This is a genomic window from Anaerostipes sp. Marseille-Q3525, from assembly GCF_018223505.1.
GTDB lineage: Bacteria > Bacillota > Clostridia > Lachnospirales > Lachnospiraceae > Anaerostipes > Anaerostipes amylophilus.
The window spans coordinates 1-6983 of the sequence record NZ_JAGTTT010000052.1; the positions used below are offsets into that span (position 1 = coordinate 1).

The window sequence follows — 6983 nt, forward strand, 5'->3', positions numbered from 1 at the left end:
TAATTAAAGTATTAGTATCGCCAGAAAGAAAATAATAAGTATGATTTTCGTATGTGATTTTGTCATATTTAGAAAGAGAAGATTGATTTACATAAGAATCATAATCTTGGTCTATCTGAATATTAATAAATAGATCTTTTTTTAATTTATTGTTATAAAATTGATAACTAATTTGATCATTATTCATAGAATAAGTAACTTTTTCTTGTTTATAACCATCAGGGATATATTTAAAAGAAACATCATAATGATCTTTTGTATTATCCTGTGAATTAACATTTGTTTTGTTACCATTAACACTTCTATGGAATACAAAATTCAATACAGGTTCTCTAACCGCCTTGATATTCATAGCCGCAGCAGAAACAACAAGAAGTGCTGCAACAGCAATCACTGCTATTTTCTTGCCCAACTGAATGTGCTCAAGACGAGATTCTCGTTTATAAGCATCTTGAAACATTTTGTGCATTTTTTCATCAAATTCTTTTGAAGGTTCCAATTCAGGAAGCTCTTCATATTTTTTGATCTCTTCATCAATATATTGGCGGCCAGCATATTCAATGAGGTGATCTAATAATTTATCTTGTTCTTCAATAATCTTTTTGTCCTTATTGTTCATAGGAAGTCCTCTTTCCGAAACATCGTTTTGATTTGCTTCTTAGCTGTAGCAATACGTTTTTTTACGGCACGTTCAGAAATATGAAATATATCTGCAATCTCACGATACTTAAAACCATAACAATAATGAAAGATCATAGTATCACGAAGAGATGGTTTAAGTTTAGAAAAAATATTTTTGATACATTCTGTGTGAATGACACGAATAAAAACATCTTCAGAATCTGTAAGATCTGGAGAATTGTTAATATCTTCATCATATCCCAGTGGAAAATGAGAATTCTTAGCTTCGTCTTTGGTAATTGTATACATCACATTGCGAAGTACAGCAAAAAGAAAATACAGAATCTCATCCTCAGGAACCTCTAGGGCGGTCTTGGGATGTAAAAGAATCTTCTCAAAAACTAATTGCACACCATCCTCTGCAGTGCTTATATTCGAAGTATAACGAAAAGCACTGTGATATAGTTTGTATGAATATTTCTGATATAAAAGTGCAATATATTCAGACGTATATTGCTTATTTTTAGAATGTCCGTTTCCCTTCATATAAATGTCTCCTTACATGATAAGATCAAGGGCCCAGGGCACTATTATTTATAGATTAAGTATAATAAAATACGGACGTTGTGTAAATAATTTCTAAAGAAAAATATCAAAATATTTAGTCTTCTTCAATTACTTGGATTTCGAGGTAGTCAAAATCAATATCTTCAACAAAACTGTCATGAGTAAAGCGAGTTTTAGAATGGCGGATAAAATCATTTTTGTTGTTTTCTAGCCACAGAGGTTTTGATAGATCAAATTCATAACATATCTCTTCTAATGCCTGATAAACCTTGCGTGTACGATTTAAATCGGTATCGATACAAATAACGGTGTCTTTTAACATACGATTTTCATGAAAAATCTTTCCCCACATACGAAACATATAATTTTCCTGCCTTTGAAATAAATTTAAATTGAATCTTTTGGTTTAGTATAGGAGTATTTTTGATTGTTGTAAAGAACTATTAGTATGTTATACTTAAAAAAAGTCTGTATAAGGAGATAAGTATGAAAATATTAAAAAGAATATTTATAGATGGTTTGTCAGGAATGGCAATAGGTTTATTTGCAACATTAATTATAGGAACGATACTGGAGCAGATTGGAACATTTGTAGGAGGAGACATTGGACATATGATCGTAATGGCTGCATCTATAGCAAAAGTTCTGACAGGTGCAGGGATTGGTATCGGAGTAGCATGTAAGCTTGGTGAGGAGACATTAGTATGTGCATCAGCCGCAAGTGCAGGAATGATCGGAGCATTTGCAACAGGGCTGTTAGATGGAAGTGTGATCACAAATGGCAAGATCACTTTAAGCGGGCCAGGAGAACCATTAGGAGCATTTGTTGCTGCATATATTGGAATTGAACTTGGACGTATTTTTGTAGGACGAACAAAACTTGATATTATATTAACCCCATTTATTACGATTCTTGGAGGTGGAGTGGTCGGATTGACGGTTGGGCCATATATCTCTGATCTGATGAAACAAATTGGTGAGATGATACGTTGGGGAACGGAACAACAGCCATTTTTGATGGGAATCATTGTATCTGTTCTGATGGGAATGGCACTCACACTGCCGATCAGTTCTGCAGCATTAGGAGTTATTCTAAATCTATCAGGAATAGCAGCAGGAGCGGCAACGGTAGGATGCTGTGCACAGATGATTGGATTTGCAACAGCAAGTTTCCGGGAAAATGGAATTGGAGGACTTTTGGCACAGGGAATCGGAACGTCTATGCTGCAAGTTCCAAACATTGTACGAAAACCATTAATATGGCTGCCAACGATCATCACAAGTGCGATTCTTGGACCAATTTCAACAGTTGTATTAAAAATGACAAACAATGCGATAGGATCTGGAATGGGAACAGCAGGACTTGTGGGGCCGATTATGGTATACAAAACAATGATTACGAATACATCCCCAACAATCACCATTCTTATGATTCTTGTTATGCTGATCATCGCCCCAGCATTTCTTACTTATTTTATTTCAGAGGCAATGAGGAGAAAAGGGCTGATCAAAGATGGGGATATGAAACTTGAAATTTAGGAATCTGAATTCCTTTTGCAATGAAAGAAGCTAAATAAAAAACAGTCTGCAGTCTTGTTGTCTGAATTGTTTCATGACTTGATTCAGAAAATCTATCAACGATCCCAGTGATAGAAATGTCACCAATTGGGGGCAGATGTTTAGAAACACCACGACCAGGGCAAAGTGGCATAGAAGAAAGTGTGATATATCCAACATGGTCCGCATAGCCAAGACAAGAATCGATTGCAATGATAAATGGATTCTTATGAAATTTGTAGATCAGTTCCATGGTTTTATCAAGATTTTTAGCATGAACAGGAAATTGCAGAGTACCATAAACAGAATATATAGGGAAATCCATAAGAGATTGACCAACTAAAGGACCAAGACAGTCACCGGTTGCACGATCTGAACCAATACAGATTAAGACCAGTGGCTGATTTTTTTTGCATTTTTTTTGTAAATGTTTGAGAAAGTCAGATTGAAATCTTGATAAAGCATAAAAATCATTCGGTTGATAATAATTTATTTTTTTTAAACTCAAAGCAATTTCCTCCTGCGTTATGATTTGTTTCTAGTGTATCCAAAACATAGAAAAAATATGTAGAAAAAAATTGTGATTTCTTCGACGCAGTTTGATAAAAAATATGAAATGATCGTGGTAAGGTTTGTTTGAAAGGATAGAGAAAAAGGAGGAATTTTCGTGAAAACAGAGCAGTTGTTGCCCAAAAACATTCGTCAGATCGGGAGTCCGGTTGGACATACAAAAGTATATATTGAAGATTATGTAATAACATTTTTGAATTCATTATCAACGGACAAGAATACTTATGTAAGAGGAGCCATTTTATTTGGAGAGAAGGAAATAGTAGAAAACGATACTATTATTTATGTAAAGGGAGCAATTGAGGGACAGAATCTGGAACTTGATTTGGATGAAACTGTATTTAACGATGAAGTATGGAGAGAAATTTATCAGCAAAAAGACAGATTATTTCCTGGATTAGAAGTGATCGGATGGGCATTGCTGAGAATGGGATTTTCGGTACGATTAAATGATAAGATAAAAAAAACACATTTTGAAAATTTTCCAGGGGAAGGAAAAGTACTTTATATGATCGATGATTTGGAAAATGAAGATGCATTTTATGTATATCGTGGACAAGATCTTGTAAGGCAAAGTGGTTACTACATATATTATGACAAGAATCCGATGATGCGTGAATATCTGGCAGAACGCAGAGAAGGAATGCAGGAATCCGAAAATTATGAGAAAATGATGGAAAATATGAGGGATGAAAGATTGATCAGACAATTTCGTGAGAAAGTTTCCAGAAAAACAAAAAGCAGCCAGAGAAAAGGAAGATTTCGCACGTTTTCTACGGCAGCAGCTGTTGTAGTCATGATGATCATGGGCGGAAGTATGTATTATTATGCTCATCAAGATCAGAGTATTAACTTTCGTGACGTAGTAAATGGGGCAGTAAATACAATGGGAAAAGGTGTAAAAGATCAGGTGGAAGATAAAAGTGAGACGACAAAGGAAAAAACAGTTACGAAAATACTGGATACTCAGGCATCAACTGAAAATAAAAAGAATACAACAAAAGTAAAAAAAACAACAGAAAAGTCGACAGCAGCAACATCTGTGAAAAAGACGAATGTCTCAAAATATAAATATTATAAATATACGGTGAAAAAAGGAGAGACACTGGTATCAATCAGCAGAAAAGTATATGGGACACAAAAATTAGTACAAAGAATCAAGACGGCAAATACTCTGAATGATCAAAATCAAATTTATCCGGGACAGAAATTAATCATACCAGTGTTACGTTAATCGTAGAAGGTAAGGACACTGGACACATTTCATAGGATAATGTATACTAATTTTTGTTCAGAAATCATAACGATCATAAAGAAGAAAGGGATTTTATGGAACAAAAGAAAAAATCAGGATTTTCTGTTTACATTAATTCAAATGAGAATTTTCAAAATGCGTTAATCCTGGAACAAAGAAAGAAGAGATACAGGATTGGATTGATCATCGCACTTATGATCGTAGCGTTATGCAGTATTTTAGCGTATCGATACCGGACATATCATAATATAAAGGTAGTTAAGACCATTTCGAAAGATTTGACGGAATCTTTTCAATCATTTTCTTATAAAAAAGGAACGATATGTTACAGTGAAGATGGAATTTATTTCCTAGATGGAAAAGGAAATGAAAAATGGAATCGCACATATTCAATTAAAAATCCACAAGCATCCTATTGTGGAAATTATATTGTAATAGCATCAAAGAATGGAAATGAGATCGCACTGCTTGATAATGATGGTCAGATGAAAAAATTCAGTGTTTCTTATCCGATTGTTGATGTTGAGATTGCAAAACAAGGCGTGATCGCATTGATGCTTCATGGTGATAAGGGAAATTATATTGAATTATATGATGCAGCACAGAAGAAATTGGTGAGCATTAAAGTAACTGCAAGCCAGAATGGATATCCGATGGATATTGCACTGTCTTCGGATGGACAGAATTTGGTTGTAAGTTATCTTGTGGTAGATGGAATCAATGTAAAGAGCAGAATAGCATTTTATAATTTTGGAATGACAGGTGAAGAAAAAGGTGATCAGCTGATCGGAGGCTTTGATTTCAAAGATTGTGTAATTTCAAAAGTTAGTTATATGAGTGGTTCCAAGGTAGTGGCAGCAGCAGATGACAAACTTATATTCTTTAAAACAGGAAAGACAATTTCTAAGAATAATACAGTAGAGATTCGTAAGACGATCAAGAGTATTGCGGTAAATGATAAATATATAGCAATGGTTCTTGAAAATGATACAAAGTCAGCACAGGAAAAATATCAGGCGGTTGTTTACAATAAAAATGGGCGAAGTGTTATGGAACATGAGTTCTCCTCTGAGTATACAAAATTATTATTGGGAGAAAAAGAAATAGTACTTGCAGGAAATTATCATTTTTCTGTTCTAAATTTTGCAGGACATGAGATGTATCAGAAAGATTTTAAGAAAAGGATTTCAAATGTATCATTAACAGGAAAGAAGAGAAGATATTTAATTACATATGAAGACAATATTAATTTACTTGAGTTACGCTAGAAATGGAGTACACATGGGAGAAATAGTTTTAGGTATATTTGGATTATATCTGATTTTTCAGGTAGTAATAGGATATCGAAGAGGTCTGATGAGAAGTATGCTCAATCTTGCATCGTGGATTCTTACATTTGCAATCGCATATGAAGGAGCATCATATTTCAAGGATATTGTGATTCAAAATGTACCACAGATTCAGGGAACGATTGTAACGGATCAAGTTGCATATATGATTTCATATATTATATTAATGATCGTATGTAAGATGATATTTTCTATTATTGTACGATTTATTAATAAAATCAGCCGTATACCGGGGGTTGGATTTATTAACCGTGTAGCTGGAGCAGTACTTGGATTGATAAAGGGAAGTTTAATTATCATGGTATTGATATTTTTTATTTCATTGATGCCACATATTGGAATGCAGACGGAATATGATCAGATCATTGGAGGAAGTGAGCTCATGCAGACAATGGTTGATACGAATCCATTAGGAGAGATGATTCAGCAGCAGGTTCGATCAGAGACAGAAAAAATATTACAGAATTAAATTAATAGAAGGTATCTTGTTAGAAGGGGTCTAAGGATTTCTTGGCAAGATACCTTTTTGCTTACCTTTTCCGAATGATATTATAGATAGAACAATAAAGGAAAATATAAAAAACGAAAAAAATATAAAAAAAGTGTTGACAGTTAAGAATCAGCATGATATTATATCTAAGCTGTCTGTGAGCGACAGAGAGAAATACAGAGCTTTCAAAGGGATTTGAAAAATGTATTTTAAAATAAATTAAAAAAGTTCTTGACAAACAAGAAAGAACATGATATGATTTAAAAGTTGCTGCGGTTCTTATGAAGAACGGGCCAACAAAATAAATTAAAAAAGTTCTTGACAAGCTAAGAACTAAGTGATATAATGATAAAGCTTCTTATACGAAGCGGATCACAAAAAGATCTTTGACAACTGAACAATAAGACAACCTTGAAAATTCTAATGAATTTTTCAGATGATTTTAGAAAAAATCAACGAACGTTCTTTATAAGAACAGTAATAACAAGGATAAAGAAGCTAGTGCTTCTTGAACTTGGATCAACATTGAACATGAGAGTTTGATCCTGGCTCAGGATGAACGCTGGCGGCGTGC

Annotated in this window: 8 protein-coding genes; 4 read left to right on the forward strand and 4 right to left on the reverse strand. The window is 33.8% G+C overall.

Annotation, left to right across the window (positions count from 1 at the left end):
• From KE503_RS13825 to KE503_RS13835, 3 genes are all read right to left on the reverse strand, one after another.
• Positions 1 to 619, reverse strand: a 619-nt coding sequence (locus KE503_RS13825) for a hypothetical protein (RefSeq protein ID WP_212385617.1), incomplete at its 3' end; no start/stop codon positions are given.
• Positions 616 to 1167, reverse strand: coding sequence for an RNA polymerase sigma factor (locus KE503_RS13830; protein ID WP_117945320.1), 552 nt, complete (start codon positions 1165 to 1167; stop codon positions 616 to 618). The genes KE503_RS13830 and KE503_RS13825, both read right to left, overlap by 4 nt.
• Before the next feature lie 115 nt (positions 1168 to 1282).
• Positions 1283 to 1549, reverse strand: a complete 267-nt coding sequence (locus KE503_RS13835) for a hypothetical protein (RefSeq protein ID WP_022374756.1) — start codon at positions 1547 to 1549, stop codon at positions 1283 to 1285.
• A 125-nt stretch (positions 1550 to 1674) separates the two neighbouring features.
• Here KE503_RS13835 and KE503_RS13840 point away from each other — a divergent pair, with 125 nt between their 5' ends.
• Positions 1675 to 2727, forward strand: a complete 1053-nt coding sequence (locus KE503_RS13840) for a PTS transporter subunit IIC (protein WP_055198426.1) — start codon at positions 1675 to 1677, stop codon at positions 2725 to 2727.
• Here the strand turns inward: KE503_RS13840 and yyaC are convergent.
• Positions 2696 to 3253, reverse strand: coding sequence for a spore protease YyaC (gene yyaC, locus KE503_RS13845; protein ID WP_249183083.1), 558 nt, complete (start codon positions 3251 to 3253; stop codon positions 2696 to 2698). The two genes, KE503_RS13840 and yyaC, sit on opposite strands and share 32 nt — an antisense overlap.
• Positions 3254 to 3412: 159 nt before the next feature.
• Here yyaC and KE503_RS13850 point away from each other — a divergent pair, with 159 nt between their 5' ends.
• The 3 genes from KE503_RS13850 (at position 3413) to KE503_RS13860 (ending at position 6388) form a co-directional block, all read left to right on the forward strand.
• A complete protein-coding gene (locus KE503_RS13850) occupies positions 3413 to 4549 on the forward strand; it encodes a LysM peptidoglycan-binding domain-containing protein (RefSeq protein ID WP_212385619.1) in 1137 nt (378 codons plus the stop codon).
• Positions 4550 to 4644: 95 nt separating this feature from the next.
• Positions 4645 to 5838 carry a DUF5711 family protein gene (locus tag KE503_RS13855; RefSeq protein ID WP_022374655.1) on the forward strand — a complete coding sequence of 398 codons (1194 nt, stop codon included), beginning with the start codon at positions 4645 to 4647 and terminating at the stop codon, positions 5836 to 5838.
• Between the two features lie 13 nt (positions 5839 to 5851).
• Positions 5852 to 6388, forward strand: coding sequence for a CvpA family protein (locus tag KE503_RS13860; RefSeq protein WP_212385621.1), 537 nt, complete (start codon positions 5852 to 5854; stop codon positions 6386 to 6388).
• Positions 6389 to 6983 lie beyond the last annotated feature (595 nt).